Here is an 18,054-nt window from a genome sequence, read left to right on the forward strand (position 1 = left end):
CTTACAGAATAAAACCCACTAATTATCTTTATTTCAAATTAAACAATACGCGGTGCAGAATCGTATTTGATAAAGTAATTTGATCGTCGGCCAATCCCCCTAAGGCCTGTTCAATTGTATTTTTTGCCTGCTTCATTCCTTCATCCTTCATCTTCCGCCCGATTTTTGTTAAATAGATCAGATTGGACCGTCTGTCGTTTTTATCATTAACACGGATAACCAGATTTACCCGTTCTAGGTTATTAATTAATCGAGTAACACTGGGTTTATCTCGAAATGTGCGCACAGCAAGCTCCTGCTGGGTAAGCCCCTCTTCTACCCACAGGTTATACATGATACTCCATTGTTCAGAAGTAATGTTTAACCCTGCCTCCTTGAGATTACGTTGTAATCTCCGCATAACTGCAATTGAGTATTTCCCTGTTAAGAAATTATAAAAATACTCTTGTGATACTAAATCTTGGTCTAACATATGAATAATGGTTATGGTTGTTTACGCAACTTATTTTAATAATAAAACGTCGTCTTTCATTCAATTTGAGAAAAAGCTAAACGTATTTTGGCTAATAGTTAGCCTAAATTACGCTTTAATATAGCTGTCTCAAACAAAATTTTATCAACATATCATAAGCAGATGTTGATAAATCATAACAATTTGATTTATACTAGACTGAATTTAATAAATAAAAAGGATACAAACAAAATAAATGCTTGCAATTGTACCTAATTTAGAGGATGTTATCCGATAGTAAAAGAATCGGAATCTTTTAAGAAAGGAAATTTCTCACGTGCTTCCAACAGATCGTTCGGATTTAAGGTAAAGGTATACAAGTCCTCATCTTCCGGTTTATAATATACCACGTCACCAAGGGGCGATATACACATAGAGCCGCCAGAATAGTAAATATCATTACCGTCGTGCCCTACACGGTTTACGCCCACCACATAAGCTTGGTTTTCTATCGCACGTGCCGGAATAAGGGCTCTCCAATGTGCTGAGCGCTTGTCTGGCCAGCTGGCGGTATACACTAAAATATCATATGCTCCGTTTTGATTTTTAGACCAGACTGGGAATCTCAGGTCATAACAGATCATCGGGCAGATTTTCCATCCTTTGATATCAACCAGGATACGTTCATTTCCTGGCTCAAAGTACTCGCTTTCTTTGGATAATCCGAAAAGATGACGTTTATCATATTTTACATATTTACCGTCTGGAAACATCCATACAAAGCGATTATAGTATTTCCCACCTTCTTCGATAATCAAAGAACCGGCAACAACACAGTTAAGTGAGCTTGCCATTTCAAATAGCCATCTTGTCGTAGGTCCATTTGCAGGTTCTGCACATTTCTCGACATTATTCGTGAAGCCTGTATTAAACATTTCGGGGAGAATAATAACATCCGTTTTCTCACGCAATGAGGAAAGTCTCAAGGCCAGATTATTTAGATTCTTCTCAATATTTTCCCAGAATAAATATGCTTGAAATACGGTGATTTTTAAAGGCTCCATGAACGTAATCTAAAAATTTATTTAATTATTTTCTTACAAAAAAAACATTTAATGGCAAGATACGAATTTTAATAGAATTTATACTTATTGCTGTCTTACCAAAAGGTTATTTGCTAACACTAATAACGCTTCTTTGCGATCATTTGGTACATTCAATGCTTCCATTTTTTCAAATGCCCGTTGCGTATAGCTATCTTTCAATTCGTCGGCCGCAGTTTTAATCGCATACTTGTCGTATAAGGCAAGCATATCCGCTACTTTTGATGGAGCAGTCTCTATAGTGGCATTTAATAGGGCTTGTAAAACCGTCTTATCATCCTCCGAAATTACCGCCATCAACTTCACCAATAAAAAAGTTTTTTTATTGATCATGATATCACCACCAACAATCTTTCCAAAGGTATCTGGATCTCCATATGCATCCAAGATATCGTCCTGTAATTGAAATGCTAAGCCTACGTTCTCTCCAAAATCGTAGATCAGCTGCTGTTGCTGTTCATCTGCTCCCGACAGAATAGCCCCCAACTGTAATGCTCCGCCCAATAACACCGAAGTTTTAAGACGGATCATCTCAAGATATTCAGGCATTGTCAGCGAATCCCGGCTCTCATAATCCATATCTAATTGCTGGCCTTCACATACCTCCATAGCCACTTTACTCAAAATTTTCAAAGTTGCAGGCAAGTAAATAGGATTACACTTTGAAATTTCCTCATACGCTTTGACCAACAAGCCGTCTCCAGACAATATGGCAATATTAGCATCCCACTTTTCGTGAACCGTCGTTTTACCTCTTCTTAAAGGAGCCTTATCCATCAGATCATCGTGGATCAGTGAAAAGTTATGAAAAAACTCCACTGCTTTGGCAGCAGGGATAATTTCCTCCATCTCTTGCATGCCGAATAATTCGGCGGCCATCAATGTCAGCACAGGTCGAACCCTCTTTCCGCCCAAAGTCAATATATACCGTATCGGATCATATAAATTTGATGGTGTTTCAGGAAATTGACTTGTCTCTATCGCCTCTATCACGAGTTGTTGTAAATGTTGCATATATCTTTACGATCGAATCTTGCGAATATAGCAATAATCATATAGAAATGGCAATTTTGTCCCTTTAAAGGAAGTCACCTCAAAATTGTACATTTGTATAAGTCTTTTATTATGCGCATACTGATTATCCATACATTTTATCAAGATCCTGGTGGTGAAGACACTGTATTTCAGCAGGAATCTTCCCTCCTCGCGCAAGGACATGAGGTCCAAACGCTAACCTTTCAAAATAAAAAGGGGTTGCAGGGTGCACTACAGACAATAGGATCTTTTTGGAATATTTGCGCTGCTCAACGTGTCAAAAAAATAATTCGGGCGTTTAAACCAGACATCGTTCACGTTCACAACACGCATTATGCAGCAGGCCCGATTATCGTGCGTACCATTGCCAAACTCGGCGTCCCCCAGGTCATGACCCTGCACAATTTTCGTTTACTATGCCCTTCGGCGACACTGTACCATCACAACCGTCTCTTTCTGGGCTCACTCCAAGAGGAGTTTCCGTGGACAGCCGTGCGACAAAAAGCCTTTAACAACTCTATCGTAAAAACATTTCTTCTCGCACTGAATTATTGGTTTCACCGTAAAATTGGAACCTGGAGAAAGGTCAATCGCTACATCAATTTAAGCCTGTTCGCAAAGAACATATTCGTTGAATCGACATTACACCTTCCGCCTACTAAATTCGCGATCAAACCGAATTTTGTCTTTCCTACGACAATAGCACCAGAGGGTCCGCAGGCTCACTTTGTATATGTCGGCCGTCTTTCAGATGAAAAGGGGATACTACAGCTGATCGATGCTTTCATCGGCACAGATTTTCAACTAGCAATTATTGGCGGCGGTCCGCTCGAAAATGAGGTTTTGAGAAGCATTAAACACCAGGCGAATATTTCCTACCTCGGTTTTAAAAAGAGATCAGAAATACTTCCCTTGATAGCCAAAGCACAGGCTTTACTTGTACCATCGATTTGTTTTGAAGGGATGCCGATTACGATTCTTGAGGCTTATTCAGTCGGAACAGCTGTGCTTTGCTCCAATTTAGGCCCGCTCCCCGAACTGATTATCCCCGGCAAAACAGGACAAACGTTCGATCCCCACAACAAAAACGATATCATCCAATGTTTGAGGGAGTGGAGCACAAAAACAACAAATGAAAAAGATGAGATAAGAAAGACCTGTATTGCTTACTATTTTAGTAATTTTACGCCTGAAATAAATGAAGCGAAATTATTAGCGATCTATCAGGACGCTATTCACGATAAAAAACGGAATAAATGAGTATCATTGTATTAGATAAACTGGGTCTGGCGCCACAAATCCAAGCTGTACTGGAAACAATTTATGATCCTGAACTGAAACCCGCAAATATTGTGGATTTGGGGCTTGTATATGAAATCATTACGAAGGAAGAGGGTATTGCAAAGATTGTAATGACGCTGACTGCTCCTGGCTGTCCCGTGGCAGGCGAAATCATGAATGAAGTTCAAGAAAAAGTTGCTGCTGTAGCAGGTGTCAAAGAAGCATTGGTCGAATTGACATTTGATCCACCATGGACAAAAGACATGATGTCGGAAGAAGCAAAACTGGAGCTGGGTTTTTTGTAAAATTCACCGACTAATCAAACAAAACAGGGCTATCCAAGAATATTGGAAAGCCCTGTTTTGTTTGTATATGCTATATGCCTCTCCTAAAACATCGTTTGAGCTGTACCCTATCCGCAGGTCTATCTGCCCTGATTGTTTTCCAAATCGCTCAACTTTTTCAAAGGCTTGGCACTATTGGCATCCGCACCGAAAAGTAATTTCCAAAGCTTACGTGACTCTTTGGTCAATAGTGGGGATACAATGGAAAGAATGAGCACATATACGACCACAAAGGATTGAATAACGGGTAATAAAGCCCCTGCTTTACCAATATTTGCCATGATAATGGAAAACTCCCCCCGTGCAGACAAGGTAAAGCCAATATCAAAGGACGTTTTAGGTTTCATACCCGAAAATTTAGCTGCAAAATAGCCCGAAGCAAGATTCCCCATCACCGTCACCAGCGCTGCAATCGAAGCCCAAAAGACAGCTCCTCCAAGGGACATAATGTCAATAGACAATCCGAAACTAAAGAAAAACATGGCCCCAAAAAAGTCCTTATAGGGCAGCACCATCGATTCAATCTTTTTGATGTATTGCGAATCCGCCAACACTAAGCCGGCCATCAATGCCCCGATAGCCTCCGCAACATGGATGGTTTCGGAGAAACCTGCCACAATAAAAAGTAAGGCAAAGATGATCAATATAAATAATTCAGAAGTTTTCTCCTTCAATAAGCGATCGATCGCAGGCACCAGTTTTCTGCCCAAAATCAAAAAGGCCAATATAAATCCCAAGGCCAGTAAGGAAGTTCCAGCTACCGTCCAAAACGAACTGCTTCCTGTCAGTATCAGGCCCGAAAGGAAAGAAATATGCATCGCTATAAACAGGTCATCGAACATAATCATTCCCATGATCACCTCCGTCTCCGGGTTGGCTGTACGTTTGAGATCTGTCAGCACCTTTGCAACAATCGCCGTGGATGAACTCGTCATGATACCACATAACACCATCATCTCCTTAAATGGCATATCCATCAACCAACCAATCAACAACCCTGAAGTAAAGTTCAGTAAGACGTAAATTGTTCCACCGGTGACGATTGCTTTACCGGATTTAATCAGCCGATTGACCGAAAACTCAAGACCAAGGTAGAACAACAGGAACAATACGCCCAACCGTCCCATGAAATCGATAAAAGGTTTACTCTCTGTAAATGTTAAATCCACCAGACCAACCTGCGGAGCGTGCTGTCCCAAAACCATTCCTATAATAATGAAAAATGGAATAACAGAAAACTTAAGCTTATTGGCGATGAGGCCAACAATGGCAACAAGTCCTACAGCGATTCCAATTTCCAGAATTAAGGTATGTGATAGCATAAATTACAGTAAAATTTCCTTCAAAAGTTTAATATTATTCTTCTTTCCAGCAATGACAAGTGTGGTACCTGGGCTAATCAAATAAGACGGTCCTGGATTGATAACCGTATCATCATCCCGTATCCCAGCAATAATCGATGCACCTGTACGTTGACGAACTTCCAGCTCTCCAATTGTCTTACCAGCACCCTCATTTTTGCCTTCCACTTTGTACCATTCAATGCGTAAATCGTCCAAAGCAACTTCAATTGTCTCCAATGCTTTAGGCTTATAGGACAAGCCACCGATAATACCCGCAATCTGCCGAGATTCATCGTCATTGAGTGTCATGACGCAACGTGACTCATGCTCCTCGTCATCATAGCGATAAAGTTCCCGTCTACCATCGTCATGGATAACAACAACCATATTGTCTCCCGCATCGGTTTCAATTTGAAATTTTTTTCCAATTCCAATCAGATCGGACTCTCTTACAATAGACATAATCTTCTATTTAAATAAATACTAATAATATAAGCTTCATAACGTTGTATCCAACAATTACAAAAGCAAGCTGAAGGTTCTTACTACAAAAACAAAGACTTTCAGAAAAAACAGCATCAGCCCTTAGCCACTAAAACACAAATTTACCTAAAAAATCAATCTTAAACGAATCCGCTGACATCTAACGGGATGGGCCACAAAGAGCAAATTACCCCAAAATACTAAAAAAAGAGCAGAAAAACGACTCTTTTAACCGATTTCATCCCTTTTTTCGACGTATGGCTTCGTGATGACACAGCTGAACAACACTAAAAGCGCTCGAGGTACACATGCTATTAACGATCCGAGTTCCTAACAGAACAAATCAGCTTTTATTAGCTCCAATTTTCATTACAAATACCCATTTCTATAACGTTTTCGTAGTTCATGCAATCGTTTGTTCCAAGAAGCAATAGAATTGCCAAAGGTTTATTTCTTTATAATTGCCGCATTAAACACTTACTGAATCTAAATTACACACCTATGGTCAAAAAGAGTCATCTCATCCTTCTGACACCATTATCAATCTTGTCATTAGCGGCACCTATTTACGGGGTAGCGAACCCACGTAATTTGGTTGCAATAACCAGTCTTTCACCCTTTCAGCAGGTCGTCTCTGGAAAGGTCCTTGATGAAACCGGGAAACCAATAAGCGGGGTTACCGTTTCTGAAAAAGGTAAAGCGGCAGCAACGACAACCAATCAAGACGGAATCTTCTCACTGAACGTCAGTTCAAAAAGTGCCATCCTAACATTTAACTCGATCGGATTTACCGCGAAAGAAGTCTCCGCGGCACAAGCAGCACAAATAACCTTGACAAAATCCGAGGATGTTTTGGATGAAGTTGTGGTCGTAGGTTATGGTAAACAGAAAAAGAGCGATTTGACAGGAAGTATCGCTACAGTGGAAGCAAAATCCCTAGAACGAATAAATTCACCGAATGTTGTCGATAAACTTCAAGGTAAGATTTCTGGTCTAGCGATCAATTCCGGTTCAGCCAAACCTGGTGAAACAGCTTCTATCAATATCCGCGGTGAGAACTCGATCTCCGCGTCCAATGCACCCCTAATTATCCTGGATGGAATTCCTTTTAGTGGTTCCCTAGGCGATATCTCTTCCAATACAATTGCCAGTATCTCGGTATTGAAAGATGCCTCATCTACCGCAATCTATGGTTCAAGAGCTGCAAATGGCGTTATCCTCATCACCTCAAAAAAGGGTGCAGCCGGAAAAGCACGCATCAATTATAACGGTTATTTTGGGGTACAAAGTGTAGAACGTCGTCTTAAATTAATGAACGGCCCGCAATACATTCAATTTATGCGTGATTACCAGGCTGCAACAGGAAAAACCGGAGATAAGCTTAATCCGGAAAATTATCTTTTTGCCAACGTATTGGAACAGTACAAAAAAGGGGAAGAAGTCAATTGGCAGGATGAAGTATTCAATAGCGGAGCGCCGGTTCAGGAACACCAGCTCAGTTTTTCAGGCGGAACGGATAAATCCGATTATTATGCCTCTGTGAGCTACCTAAATCAAGATGGAGTTGTAAAAAACACGCCATACGAAAGATACAATGTCAATCTGAACCTCAATCAAAGTTTAAGCTCTTGGTTAAAGCTAGGAATGACCATGCAGGCTTCTCAAGGGAACCGCGACGGCGTACAGCCCAACCTCGAGAGTGTTGTAAAACTTTCCCCTTACAGTAAAAACCGCGATGCCGATGGTACTGCTGTAACGTACCCGATGTACGCACAAACACTATGGGCACATCCTTTCGCAGACGAAAAAGGCCAATGGGATCAGACCAGAAGAACAGTCTATGCGAATACTTGGCTTGATGTGAAACTCCCTATTGAAGGATTAAGTTTCAAAACCACATTCGGAACCAACTACCGAAATATTAACGAAAACTCCTATTACGGTTCAAATACGGTTACAGGACGTGGCGTGAATGGTACCGGTTCAATTTACAATGAGCATTTCTGGGATTGGACCTGGGAAAATCTCTTGACCTATGACCGTACCTTTGGTGACCACAAGATCAATGTCGTGGGTCTCTATTCCTCGCAGAAAACAAATTTGAAAACTTCAAGAATGAATGGAGACGATTTTGTATCAGATGCCGGATATAACAACATGGCCTCTGCCTCTAAAAATCTTAAGATCGAATCCAACCTCCAAAATACAGCCATGATTTCCTACATGGGAAGAATCAACTATGCTTTTAAGGATCGTTACCTATTAACTTTGACCGGTCGTTCGGATGGTTATAGCGCATTCTCTGTCAACAATAGATATGCATTTTTTCCTTCAGTTGCAGGAGCCTGGGTAATTTCTAAAGAAGGAAATTTGCAGGACTATTTCGATCTGTTAAAACTTCGTGTTTCTTATGGTAAAAATGGAAACCAGGCCGTATCGCCTTATCAAACTTACGACCGTCTGACCAACGTCGATTATATCTATGGGCTTGACCCGGTCAAAGGACTTGTGATGAATTTCAATGGCCGAGGCGGTAACCTAACCTGGGAAACAACGGCTTCTTTGAACCTTGGTTTAGACTTCGGTATCCTTAAAAATAGACTTTCCGGAACGATCGACTACTACTCATCCAAAACATCGGATCTTTTATTAAGCGAACAGGTCCCTGTCATGAATGGTTATAATACCATTTTAACCAACATCGGCGAAACTTCCAATAAAGGGATCGAAGTTACCTTGAATGCCATACCGGTCAAAAATGACAATTTCCAATGGAATGTCAATACGACTTTTGCCTATAACAACAATAAAATCACGAAACTGCGCGCTGATGGAAAAGACGATTTGACCAATGCCTGGTTAATCGGAAAGCCTATTCGTATTTTCTACGATTATAAAGTCATTGGTGTATGGCAGGAAGGTGATAAAATTCCTGATAGTTACACTGTGAAACCAAAACCAGGCGATGCAAAACTAGCCGACTTAAATGGGGATGGTAAAATCGATGCCAAAGACCGGACTATGATGGGGAACAAAATATCCCCTTATACACTCGGCATTGGTAATGATTTCACCTACAAGAATTTCTCCCTATCATTCTTTATGAATGGAGCATTTGGAGGAACGAAAGTAGATGATTTCAAAAATATCGAACGTTTCTTGCCTAACAACGGCGCCAATTATCTTGCTGATATGCCTTACTGGACGCCAGAACGTACAAATACGGATATTCCATCGCCAGGGTATACTCCGGTTGGGGGACATACCTATTACATCAATTCATCCTATTGGCGAATTAGAGACTTTAGCTTGGGCTATACCTTTGACGGAGATTTTCTAAAAAAACTAAATCTCTCTTCCATTAAAGCATTTATCAATGCACGCAACCTCTATACATTCTCTAAGATCAAAGGTTACAACGTAGAGGCATTGAGCGTAAGTTCGACGACAGGTAATCCAACGACGACCAACATCGCTAGTCCTTATCCTGTTGCAAGAACATTCTCAGTGGGAGTAAATGTCCAATTCTAAACACATCAAGATCATGAAGAAAAGAAATACAACTTTATATGCAATACTAACTGGCCTAAGTTTACTTTTCACGGGCTGCAGCAAAAACTTCTTAAATGAAGACACCAGCAGTTTTCAGTCGCCAGATAATACTTATATTAATACAAAAGGATTCGAAACTGGTCTAAATGGCTTATATTCTTATGCCCGCATGGAGTTCCTGACATGGAACGGAAGTATTTTTTCCCAGGGAGCAACTCCGCAAGAGGCACTACAGGTTGGAACAGATATTGTTGCCATCAAAACCACGGGCACCGACGGATCATTGGCCCCATTTAGCAACTACAAACTCGATGCCGCATCATCTTATGTGCGCAATTACTGGAAATATGCCTACGGTTTTATCGGTAATACCAACACGATCCTAGAGGCCCTAAAAAAGGATGGTATCAGCTGGACAGACAAAGACAACGATCCAAAACGTGTGGAAGCAACGGCCCGTTTCTTCCGCGCCTATAGCTATCGTTACTTAATCAATCTGTATGGAGATGTGCCTTGGGTAGACAAAGTATCCGAAACACCACGTCGCGATTTCACCCGCACACCGAAAGCTGAAATCTTGACGCACATGATTGAAGACCTTAAATACGCGAGCGAAAATCTACCTGACAATCCAGGCACAATTCAGGAAGGTAAATTGACGAAATGGGCTGCTTTACATTACCTGGCAGAAGCATATATCGAAGCTGGACAGCCAGATTTAGCTGTAGAGGCTGCCAACAAAGTGGTTCAAAGTGGCTACTTTAAATTGAACGATCAACGTTTTGGTGCCGAAAAAGATAAACCCGGGGATTATTTCCACGATATGTTTATTGAAAACAACCAAAATCGCGGTTCCGGCAATCAAGAAACCATCTGGGCCATCCAATTGGAATACAATACACAAGGGGGCGGCGACCGGTACACCGATTGGAGCAAACGTGCCTGGGTGCCTTTCTATTCGCAACAAAAAGGATTTGCCTTGGCCGACTCACTTGGAGGAAGAGGTCTTGGGCACGTACGCCCTTACCAATGGTGGCTGGATAGCTATGAAAAACAGGATGTCAGAAATTCATCTTTCAATATCAAACGCGATTGGTATTATAACGATCCCTCCGTACCTGAGCTTTATGGAAAGAAGATCGTACTTACCGACGCGATCAAAGAATCAGGCAATGTATTCCCGACAACAACCAAATTTTTCTACGGGAAGACAGCTGTTGACCCTGCATTTGAAGGAAATATGAAGGACCGTGTGAAAGTACGTTTGGCCGAAACTTACCTACTATTGGCAGAAGCATACTGGCGTGCCAATAAACCGGTACAAGCTAAGGATGCCATCAACGCTGTCCGTGCCCGTGCAAAAGCGTCATTAATCGATGCCGCAGCGATCAATGCGGATTTGATTCTCGACGAACGCGCCCGCGAGCTTATTGGTGAGGAAATGCGTCGCATGACCCTTGCCCGTTTTGGTGAGGATGTATTTTTACGCCGCGTGCAAACATTAAACACACAATCAAAAAATGTGGTGAAAAAAGAATTTATTCTTTGGCCTATTCCACAAGAAGTTATCGACAGTAACACTGGTGCAGCCTTCCCACAAAATCCGGGATACTAAACCTTCCAAAAAACCTTCATGAGCCCAAAGGCCATGGAGGTTTTTTCTTTTACGACTTTGCTTCAATCAGTTTATAGGTGCCATCTTCCCGGATCTGACTACGACCAATGGCGATATTTTTTGAATGGTAAAATAAAAAAAACCAGCCTGCTGCTGCACCTTCAGCCCAATACTCCTGACGCAACGCTTTGGAGCGCCGACCATCAAAATCATATTTGGCGACATAATTATGGAAAATTTCTTCGGGCTCAGGTAATACATCTCCGCCAAAGAAATAGTGCTGATCGCCTGTTTGAATATGAAATGCCTGATGATGCGCTGTATGTCCTCCATTGAGCGCATAGCTGATTTCTGCATTTATTCTTCCTTCACCTTCCACCAGAACTAAATTTCCACTGCGTTGAATCACATCAAAAATCTCGGTCCTGTATGAACTGGAGATACCTGAATAGGCATCTTCCCATTCGCCACGTTGAACAATATATTCGGCTTCGGGAAATGCGATGCGTCCCATTCCGTTTTCAAATGTGACCATCCCTCCAGCATGATCCTTATGAAGATGAGACATCAGTACATATTTTACATCTTCCGGTTCAAAGCCAGCCTTACGGATATTATGATGCAGTTGTAGCACGCCACTGTCATCGGTATAGCCAAGACCGGTATCACAGAGCACAAGTCCGGCATTCGTTTGGATCAAGAAGGGATGGACATGGATAAACATCGCACCGGGTCGGTCCTTAGGGTCATCTATCAGGGGGTCAAAGGGAATAAATTTTCTACTCTTATCTACGGAAAAAGAACCTTCATATAAAGAATAAGCCTGCACCATATTTAAAACATTGGGAATATGCACGTTAAGCAACAGCGGATCAATACCGGGTTTAGGAATTAGGTAAGTCCAGCCTTAAAACGTATATTTACACTTAAAATATTGTGCAAAGATATGCAAAAAAGGTGGGTACTAAAATCTAAAACTGATGTCAAAATAACCAACAAACTGCGCGAGGAATTAAACATCAACACTGTATTGGCAGAGTTGCTCGTGAGCAGAGGAGTGGAGACTTTTGACGAATCAAAGCAGTTTTTTAGGCCTCAATTATCGGATTTGCACGATCCATTTTTGATGCGGGACATGGAAAAAGCCATCACCCGGATCATCCAAGCCATTGGCAACAAAGAAAAAATACTCATCTATGGAGACTATGATGTAGATGGTACAACAGCTGTTGCCGTTGTTTATAGTTTTTTCAGGGAATTTCATAGCCAACTGGAGTTTTATATTCCAGACCGCTATGCCGAAGGCTATGGAATCTCCACACAGGGTATTGATTATGCCGCAGCAAATGGTTTCAGCTTAATTATTGCATTGGACTGCGGTATCAAGGCAATCGATAAAATCGATTACGCAAACAGTAAAGGAATTGATTTTATCATTGGCGATCACCACCTTCCCGGTGAGGAACTTCCCAAAGCCTATGCCGTATTAGATCCCAAGCGTGCAGACTGTGAATATCCCTACAAAGAACTTTCAGGTTGTGGAATAGGCTTTAAGATTATTCAGGCTTTTATACTGACCAATGGTATGGATATCAATGCCTGCTACCAGTTTTTGGACCTTGTAGCCGTGAGTATCGCTTCGGACATTGTTCCTATAACCGGTGAAAATAGAATACTCAGCCACTTTGGCCTCATTAAACTCAATACGAATCCCTGCGTCGGACTAAAGGCACTGATTGATTTATCAAACAATCGAACGAAGATCTTTACAGTGAATGACATCGTGTTCCAGATCGGCCCACGCATTAATGCTGCGGGCAGAATAGACCATGCCAAGGACGCCGTCAAACTTTTGATCTCCAAATCGCTACAGGAAGCCAAAGATTTCAGTTCGAGCATAGACGATCAAAACAATGTACGGAAAGACTTTGATCTCAAAATAACAGAAGAAGCGCTTGCACTGATTGAGGATAATGTTCTTCTTAAAAGCCGAAAATCCACGGTATTGTATAAAGCCGACTGGCACAAAGGTGTCATTGGTATTGTCGCTTCCCGTCTGACCGAAAAATATTACCGTCCGACGATTATATTGACCGAAACAAATGGTCATATTGCAGGTTCCTGCCGTTCGGTACTGGGTTTTGACTTGTATGAAGCCTTAAGCGAATGCGCTGACTTGTTGGAGCAATTTGGTGGTCATAAATATGCTGCCGGACTAACGATGTCCTTAGATAATGTCACGCTATTCCAGGATCGTTTTGAGGAAGTGGTATCGCGACGTATCAGTCCTGAAATGCTGACCCAAGAAATTTTGATCGATGCAAAGTTGGCATTGAAAGATATCGATGCTAAGTTCTTCCGTATTCTCCAGCAGTTTGAACCTTTCGGCCCCCAAAATGAATCCCCTATTTTCCTCAGTAAAAAGGTAAATGCAGTAGGACAGGCTTTTATTGTGGGCACCAATCACCTCAAGATGACGGTTATTCAAGAAGACTCTCCTTCATTTGACTGTATCGGTTTTGGACTGGCAGAGCATATCACACACATCAATTCTGGGCAAAGTTTCGACATCTGCTACAGCATTGAAGAGAATGTGTGGCGCAACAAAAGAAACTTACAGCTCAACATCAAAGGGATTAAGTATTAGTATTGCATTAGTAAGAAGATATTAAATATATTTACACAAGATTTGGTCAGGCATAAAACCCTCATACTGGATTAGATACCAGGCATGAAAGAATGGCGAGGGTTTTAATTAGTCCTATTGAACAGATACATACAACACAAGACATTCCACGAAGATGATTTTAAAGGCAGAACATCTCATAAAAAAATATAAGCAGCGTACCGTTGTCAACAATGTTTCCTTCCATGTGGAACAAGGCGAGATTGTCGGGTTATTGGGTCCTAATGGGGCAGGAAAAACGACCTCATTCTATATGATTGTTGGTCTTATCAAGCCCAATGAAGGGAAAGTATTTCTCGACGATCAGGAGATTACGCAGGATGCGATGTATCAACGCGCACAACGTGGGATAGGTTATCTCGCTCAGGAAGCATCGGTTTTTCGGAAGCTCTCCGTAGAAAACAACATCCTGGCAGTATTAGAAATCCATTATCCGAATAAAGAAGAACGTTTGGCAAAATTGGAAGAACTACTCACAGAATTCAGCTTACACCGTGTCCGTAAAAACAGAGGTGATTTGTTGTCCGGTGGTGAGCGTCGACGTACCGAAATTGCGCGAGCATTAGCTGCTAATCCATCCTTTATTCTTCTGGATGAACCTTTTGCAGGGGTTGACCCGATCGCCGTAGAAGAAATTCAGACGATTGTAGCCAAGCTCAAAACCCGTAACATCGGCATCTTAATTACCGACCACAACGTACAGGAAACCCTATCTATTACGGACAGGGCCTACCTCCTAACCGAAGGAAAGATCATGCTGACGGGTACCCCTGAGGAAATTGCAGATAATGAGCTTGCCCGTAAATTTTATCTCGGTCGACATTTTGAATTAAGAAGGAAAAAATTTTAAAGATTAAAGAATCCCTCCCCTATGGCCTTATTAAACTCCATTTTTACTTGGTTCATGAAAAAAAGAATTCACCAGATTGAACTTTTCATGAAATACCCACACGATGTACAAGAAGAATGGTTTCAGAGTTTAATTGCCACTGCTGAAGCGACGGAATGGGGAAAAAAATACGATTATACAAGTATATTAACGCCAGAGATCTTCAAAGAACGCGTCCCGATACAGGACTATGATGATATCAAGGGCTACGTTGATCGTATGATAAAAGGAGAACAGAATATCCTGTGGCCTTCTGATATCAAATGGTTTGCCAAGTCCTCAGGCACCACATCTGACCGTAGCAAATTTATTCCCGTTAGTGAGGAAGCACTCGAAGAGTGTCACTTCCAGGGCGGTAAAGATATGCTCACAATATACTGCCATAATAGACCCGAAAACCGCGTATTTACGGGAAAATCTGTTGTTATTGGCGGTTCTTCACAGATCAACAATTTCAGTCCGGATTCCTACTACGGTGATCTTTCATCAATCCTCATCCGTAACCTTCCTTTCTGGGCCGAATTTAAGCGAACGCCCAATATGGAGGTTACTTTAAACCCAAACTTTGAAGAGAAAATTGAGCAGATTGCCCAAATTACACTCAAAGAAAATGTAACGAGCTTAGCTGGCGTACCGACATGGAATATTGTTATGGCCAAGCGGATTCTTGAGATTACAGGCAAAGACAACTTGCTTGAGGTATGGCCAAATCTAGAATTTTATGGACATGGCGGAGTGAGCTTCAAACCTTACCGCGAGCAATTCCAAAAATTGATCCCTTCGGACAACATGTATTATCTCGAGAATTATAATGCCTCAGAAGGATATTTTGGCTTACAGGATCAATCTGATTCGGAAGATCTTCTGCTCATGCTAGATTATGGTATTTATTACGAATTCTTACCTACTGAACGAATGCACGAAGAAAATCTGTCAACCTTACGTTTGGATCAGGTGGAGCTCGGAAAAAACTATGCATTGATCATTTCAACCAACGCGGGTTTGTGGCGTTATAAAATTGGAGATACCATCAGGTTTACGTCATTGTCTCCCTATCGCTTTCAGATCTCCGGACGAACCAAACAATATATTAACACCTTTGGCGAAGAGGTTATTGTTGACAACGCCGAACAAGCCTTGGCCGAAGCGAGCAAATTGACACAGGCACGAATCAGAGATTATACCGCTGGACCGGTCTATTTTAAAGATGCCGAGGCCGGAGCACACGAATGGGTGATCGAATTTGAGCAACAACCCAATGATTTTAAGCGTTTTTGTGAAATATTGGATGCTAAACTCCGTGAAATCAATTCGGATTATGACGCCAAACGTTTTAAGAATATGGCGCTTCGGCCGCCTATTGTACACAATGCGCCCGAAGATACATTCTATAAATGGATGAAATCAAGAGGTAAGCTAGGTGGACAAAATAAGGTTCCAAGATTGAGTAACAGCCGCGAATATCTCGAGCCGCTCCTGAAAATACTCGCCGAATAATACCACGTACTGACTGAAAATACGGCATACAGACCGAATAATAGCGCGGTCTCCGGCTGGAGATTAGCCAAAATTTTTGGATTCTCTTATTTTGGCTAATCTCGTATTGCTGAATTTTGTTGTTTTAAAGAACTGCTGTGAGTTCGTCTGGTTGATAAGCTCAAGAAAGCTTAGACTATAATGGAGGTTTGTTAAGGTTTAATTGCCGTTTTATATAAAAAAACAAAAAAACCAAGAATAAAATTCATAGAAATACCTTTCTTCTGAACTTCAACATCACCCTGTAACAAGGAGCGATTATCGCCTGCTGCTACTTCGTTACTTTTGTTTAGACTGTGCGTCAATTCCATACTAAGTTTATTTTTATGATAAGTGATTTTATAGCGTTACTGCGGACCAAAATGCCCATCTAAAGGACCGCATTCTTTACAGCCAAACTTTATGCCATAATATGAAAGGATCGTATTAATTAATAAAAAATTAACACATTTAATTATTAATACAGACTAATCGAGAGATATGAAGTGAAATTCTTCCATTTCAAAAAAAAGTGTAGTAAAATAGGGAACAACTGTCCGAAATAAAAGGCATAGCCAAGCAGGTAAATTATACAGTTATACGTGCAACTTATATTTCATTTTTTTCCTAACTTAGCCTAAGTAATTAAAAAATAAGATGAACGCGACAGAGAACTATTCAATTCGCGTAGAGCCAACTCAAAATTCAAGACTCTCGCAAGTAGATTTCGACAATCTAAAATTCGGAAAGATTTTATCCGACCACATGCTGGTCGCAAACTATGATGACGGTGAATGGAAAGATGTCAGCATCGTCCCTTATGGAGATATCAGTATCAGTCCTTCGATGTCCGCTTTACATTATGGTCAAGCGATCTTTGAAGGAATCAAAGCTTATAAATTTGCAGATGGAACAGTGAGTATCTTCCGTCCGGACAGAAACTGGGAAAGATTTAACAAATCTGCCGCACGTCTTCAAATGCCGGAGGTGCCAGAGGAGATTTTTATGGATGGCCTAAGCAAACTATTGGACATCGACCGTAACTGGATCCCGGCAAAAGAAGGTTCATCATTGTACATCCGTCCTTTTATGTTCGCAACAGAAGCGGCTTTAGGTGTACATCCTTCTAAGTCATACAAATTTATCATTATCACCGGCCCTGTAGGCGCATATTACAGCAAAGCGATCAGCTTAAAAGTGGAGACCTACTATACACGTGCAGCAGAGGGTGGTGTTGGTTTTTCTAAAAATGCAGGTAACTACGCCCTATCGCTTTACCCAACACAATTGGCCAATGACGAAGGTTATGATCAAATTATGTGGACAGATGCTTCTGAACATAAATACATTGAAGAAGCAGGTACGGCAAACCTTATTTTCCGCATTGGAGATACGATTATCACACCACATGGTGATACAATCTTACACGGTGTAACACGCCGTACAATTATGGAATTGGCGGAGAAATGGGGTTACAAAGCCGAGCAGAGAAAGGTATCTATTCAAGAACTCATCGACGGTATTAAAGCCGGTACAGTAACGGAAGCTTTTGCAGCTGGTACTGCAGCCACAATTACGGATATCAGCCGTATTGGTTTTGAAGGACAAGATTATCACTTGCCGCCAGTAGAGGGCCGCGAGTTTTCAAATCGTGTTTTGAATTACCTCAACGACTTGCGTTATGGTAAAGTAGAAGATCCATTCGGATGGAACTATTTAGTGAAGTAATTTCCAAAATGAAATAAAAAAGCCTTTGT

General features: G+C 41.4%; 15 protein-coding genes. 8 read left to right on the top strand and 7 right to left on the bottom strand.

Annotation, left to right across the window (positions count from 1 at the left end; translation table 11 throughout):
- Window positions 1-28: 28 nt before the first annotated feature.
- The 3 genes from AAW12_RS06525 to AAW12_RS06535 all read right to left on the bottom strand — a co-directional run bounded on the left by AAW12_RS06525 (window position 29) and on the right by AAW12_RS06535 (window position 2,568).
- A complete protein-coding gene (locus tag AAW12_RS06525; RefSeq protein WP_046672798.1) occupies window positions 29-472 on the bottom strand; it encodes a MarR family winged helix-turn-helix transcriptional regulator in 444 nt (147 codons plus the stop codon).
- A 266-nt stretch (window positions 473-738) separates the two neighbouring features.
- Window positions 739-1,515 carry an amidohydrolase gene (locus AAW12_RS06530; protein ID WP_046672799.1) on the bottom strand — a complete coding sequence of 259 codons (777 nt, stop codon included), beginning with the start codon at window positions 1,513-1,515 and terminating at the stop codon, window positions 739-741.
- 84 nt (window positions 1,516-1,599) lie between these two features.
- On the bottom strand, window positions 1,600-2,568 hold the full coding sequence (locus AAW12_RS06535; protein ID WP_046672800.1) for a polyprenyl synthetase family protein: 969 nt from the start codon (window positions 2,566-2,568) through the stop codon (window positions 1,600-1,602).
- A 111-nt stretch (window positions 2,569-2,679) separates the two neighbouring features.
- On the opposite strand from AAW12_RS06535, the gene AAW12_RS06540 reads away from it, so the two are divergent.
- Window positions 2,680-3,849, top strand: a complete 1,170-nt coding sequence (locus AAW12_RS06540; protein WP_046672801.1) for a glycosyltransferase family 4 protein — start codon at window positions 2,680-2,682, stop codon at window positions 3,847-3,849.
- Entirely contained in the window at window positions 3,846-4,175 is a 330-nt protein-coding gene (locus AAW12_RS06545; RefSeq protein ID WP_046672802.1) for a metal-sulfur cluster assembly factor, read from the top strand. Before AAW12_RS06540 ends, AAW12_RS06545 begins: the two co-directional genes overlap by 4 nt.
- A 119-nt stretch (window positions 4,176-4,294) precedes the next feature.
- Here AAW12_RS06545 and AAW12_RS06550 read toward each other — a convergent pair whose 3' ends face one another.
- Window positions 4,295-5,536: a cation:proton antiporter gene (locus tag AAW12_RS06550; protein WP_046672803.1), complete on the bottom strand. Its 1,242-nt coding sequence runs from the start codon at window positions 5,534-5,536 to the stop codon at window positions 4,295-4,297.
- 3 nt (window positions 5,537-5,539) lie between these two features.
- On the bottom strand, window positions 5,540-6,019 hold the full coding sequence (locus AAW12_RS06555) for a cation:proton antiporter regulatory subunit (RefSeq protein ID WP_046672804.1): 480 nt from the start codon (window positions 6,017-6,019) through the stop codon (window positions 5,540-5,542).
- 522 nt (window positions 6,020-6,541) lie between these two features.
- On the opposite strand from AAW12_RS06555, the gene AAW12_RS06560 reads away from it, so the two are divergent.
- Window positions 6,542-9,571 carry a SusC/RagA family TonB-linked outer membrane protein gene (locus AAW12_RS06560; protein WP_053003550.1) on the top strand — a complete coding sequence of 1,010 codons (3,030 nt, stop codon included), beginning with the start codon at window positions 6,542-6,544 and terminating at the stop codon, window positions 9,569-9,571.
- A 13-nt stretch (window positions 9,572-9,584) separates the two neighbouring features.
- Complete coding sequence (locus tag AAW12_RS06565) at window positions 9,585-11,207, top strand: RagB/SusD family nutrient uptake outer membrane protein (protein WP_046672821.1); 1,623 nt, start codon at window positions 9,585-9,587, stop codon at window positions 11,205-11,207.
- 49 nt (window positions 11,208-11,256) lie between these two features.
- Here AAW12_RS06565 and AAW12_RS06570 read toward each other — a convergent pair whose 3' ends face one another.
- Window positions 11,257-12,039, bottom strand: a complete 783-nt coding sequence (locus tag AAW12_RS06570) for an MBL fold metallo-hydrolase (RefSeq protein ID WP_046672805.1) — start codon at window positions 12,037-12,039, stop codon at window positions 11,257-11,259.
- A 114-nt stretch (window positions 12,040-12,153) separates the two neighbouring features.
- Between AAW12_RS06570 and recJ the strand changes: the two genes are divergently transcribed.
- The 3 genes from recJ (at window position 12,154) to AAW12_RS06585 (ending at window position 16,279) form a co-directional block, all read left to right on the top strand.
- On the top strand, window positions 12,154-13,854 hold the full coding sequence (gene recJ, locus AAW12_RS06575) for a single-stranded-DNA-specific exonuclease RecJ (RefSeq protein WP_046672806.1): 1,701 nt from the start codon (window positions 12,154-12,156) through the stop codon (window positions 13,852-13,854).
- Window positions 13,855-14,008: 154 nt separating this feature from the next.
- Window positions 14,009-14,743, top strand: coding sequence for an LPS export ABC transporter ATP-binding protein (gene lptB / locus AAW12_RS06580; RefSeq protein ID WP_028072074.1), 735 nt, complete (start codon window positions 14,009-14,011; stop codon window positions 14,741-14,743).
- 21 nt (window positions 14,744-14,764) lie between these two features.
- Window positions 14,765-16,279, top strand: a complete 1,515-nt coding sequence (locus AAW12_RS06585) for a GH3 auxin-responsive promoter family protein (protein WP_046672807.1) — start codon at window positions 14,765-14,767, stop codon at window positions 16,277-16,279.
- A gap of 191 nt (window positions 16,280-16,470) precedes the next feature.
- Here AAW12_RS06585 and AAW12_RS26200 read toward each other — a convergent pair whose 3' ends face one another.
- The gene (locus tag AAW12_RS26200) at window positions 16,471-16,629 is read right to left on the bottom strand and encodes a hypothetical protein (RefSeq protein ID WP_156167568.1); all 159 of its coding nucleotides are present in this window, start codon (window positions 16,627-16,629) and stop codon (window positions 16,471-16,473) included.
- 325 nt (window positions 16,630-16,954) lie between these two features.
- Here AAW12_RS26200 and AAW12_RS06590 point away from each other — a divergent pair, with 325 nt between their 5' ends.
- Entirely contained in the window at window positions 16,955-18,025 is a 1,071-nt protein-coding gene (locus AAW12_RS06590; protein ID WP_046672808.1) for a branched-chain amino acid aminotransferase, read from the top strand.
- Window positions 18,026-18,054: the final 29 nt, after the last annotated feature.

Source organism: Sphingobacterium sp. Ag1, assembly GCF_000988325.1.
Lineage (GTDB): Bacteria > Bacteroidota > Bacteroidia > Sphingobacteriales > Sphingobacteriaceae > Sphingobacterium.

Coding starts and splice junctions, on each gene's coding strand:
- AAW12_RS06525 (WP_046672798.1), bottom strand. CDS start 472: ATGTTAGACCAAGATTTAGTATCACAAGAGTATTTTTATAATTTCTTA.
- AAW12_RS06530 (WP_046672799.1), bottom strand. CDS start 1,515: ATGGAGCCTTTAAAAATCACCGTATTTCAAGCATATTTATTCTGGGAA.
- AAW12_RS06535 (WP_046672800.1), bottom strand. CDS start 2,568: ATGCAACATTTACAACAACTCGTGATAGAGGCGATAGAGACAAGTCAA.
- AAW12_RS06540 (WP_046672801.1), top strand. CDS start 2,680: ATGCGCATACTGATTATCCATACATTTTATCAAGATCCTGGTGGTGAA.
- AAW12_RS06545 (WP_046672802.1), top strand. CDS start 3,846: ATGAGTATCATTGTATTAGATAAACTGGGTCTGGCGCCACAAATCCAA.
- AAW12_RS06550 (WP_046672803.1), bottom strand. CDS start 5,536: ATGCTATCACATACCTTAATTCTGGAAATTGGAATCGCTGTAGGACTT.
- AAW12_RS06555 (WP_046672804.1), bottom strand. CDS start 6,019: ATGTCTATTGTAAGAGAGTCCGATCTGATTGGAATTGGAAAAAAATTT.
- AAW12_RS06560 (WP_053003550.1), top strand. CDS start 6,542: ATGGTCAAAAAGAGTCATCTCATCCTTCTGACACCATTATCAATCTTG.
- AAW12_RS06565 (WP_046672821.1), top strand. CDS start 9,585: ATGAAGAAAAGAAATACAACTTTATATGCAATACTAACTGGCCTAAGT.
- AAW12_RS06570 (WP_046672805.1), bottom strand. CDS start 12,039: ATGGTGCAGGCTTATTCTTTATATGAAGGTTCTTTTTCCGTAGATAAG.
- recJ (WP_046672806.1), top strand. CDS start 12,154: ATGCAAAAAAGGTGGGTACTAAAATCTAAAACTGATGTCAAAATAACC.
- lptB (WP_028072074.1), top strand. CDS start 14,009: ATGATTTTAAAGGCAGAACATCTCATAAAAAAATATAAGCAGCGTACC.
- AAW12_RS06585 (WP_046672807.1), top strand. CDS start 14,765: ATGGCCTTATTAAACTCCATTTTTACTTGGTTCATGAAAAAAAGAATT.
- AAW12_RS26200 (WP_156167568.1), bottom strand. CDS start 16,629: ATGGAATTGACGCACAGTCTAAACAAAAGTAACGAAGTAGCAGCAGGC.
- AAW12_RS06590 (WP_046672808.1), top strand. CDS start 16,955: ATGAACGCGACAGAGAACTATTCAATTCGCGTAGAGCCAACTCAAAAT.